At 29.6% G+C, this 898-nt stretch carries 1 protein-coding gene and 1 pseudogene; both read right to left on the bottom strand.

The genetic code is table 11. The annotated features are described in order from the left end of the window. Window positions 1-319, bottom strand: a pseudogene (locus tag H5072_RS20470) (hypothetical protein); the annotation flags it as partial. An 8-nt stretch (window positions 320-327) separates the two neighbouring features. Then, window positions 328-898: oligosaccharide flippase family protein (locus tag H5072_RS20465; RefSeq protein WP_182694636.1), on the bottom strand; the 571-nt coding region annotated here is incomplete at its 5' end.

Genomic DNA, 898 nt, shown 5'->3' with positions numbered 1-898 from the left:
ATGCATTTTCTAAATAAAGGTCATTTAATTGGGTGTCATCATCTAAAATAATATATTTTTGAGCTATGTTTTTGTTTATAAAGCGATTATAAATTTTAGCAAGAGACTCATTCTCAACAGTTTCGATAACTTCCACTTCAAACCCTTTAAGCATAAAAGGTTCTAAGTTTTTATTAATGAGTTCGTCTGGCCCGTTATTCCAGACTGTTAATTTACAATTTTGAAAATTCAAATTGGACTCGAGTAATGTTGATAGTGTTTTAGAATCCGAAATTTCTTTTTTAAAAAGAAGTACAACGATTGCAAGTTTACTTTGCATTTTTATACCTATGCTTTAAGTGTAAATATTGACATTGCTATACTTGTTGCAAAAACAGGCAACATTTTCATTAAAAAGGCAATGGGAGATTTATTGAAAACCTTTATATACAATAATAAATAAGATTGGATGAAGTTAATATGCATTGCTATAACTAAATACCATGAAATTAGTAACATATCTTTTTTTACTACTCCCATAATTATAGCTAAAATCATTACTACTGCTGACAAACAACCACTTAAAAAAAGTACACCTGTCTTATCCATTGCTTGAAAAAAGCTTCCGCTAGTAGACGCAACCACTTGTACAGGTATCGAAATAGCTAAAATTTGAATAATAGGAATAACAGCAATCCACTGCTCTCCTAACATAATAATTACTATCCAGTCAGATAAAAAAAACATTCCAATGCCAGCAAAAATAGCAATTATCGATAGTTTAAAGGTGAATGCTGAATGTATTTTTTCTACCTTTATTTTATCTCCTTTATTTTTACGAATCACAGGTTGAATTGCTGGTGTCATAGCGAAAGTTAAAACCATTAGTGGGTACTTCATTAGTTGATATGATTTATCA

The organism is Pseudoalteromonas sp. SR45-5 (assembly GCF_014163565.1).
Lineage (GTDB): Bacteria > Pseudomonadota > Gammaproteobacteria > Enterobacterales > Alteromonadaceae > Pseudoalteromonas > Pseudoalteromonas distincta.
This window is presented reverse-complemented; position numbering and strand designations above follow the sequence as displayed.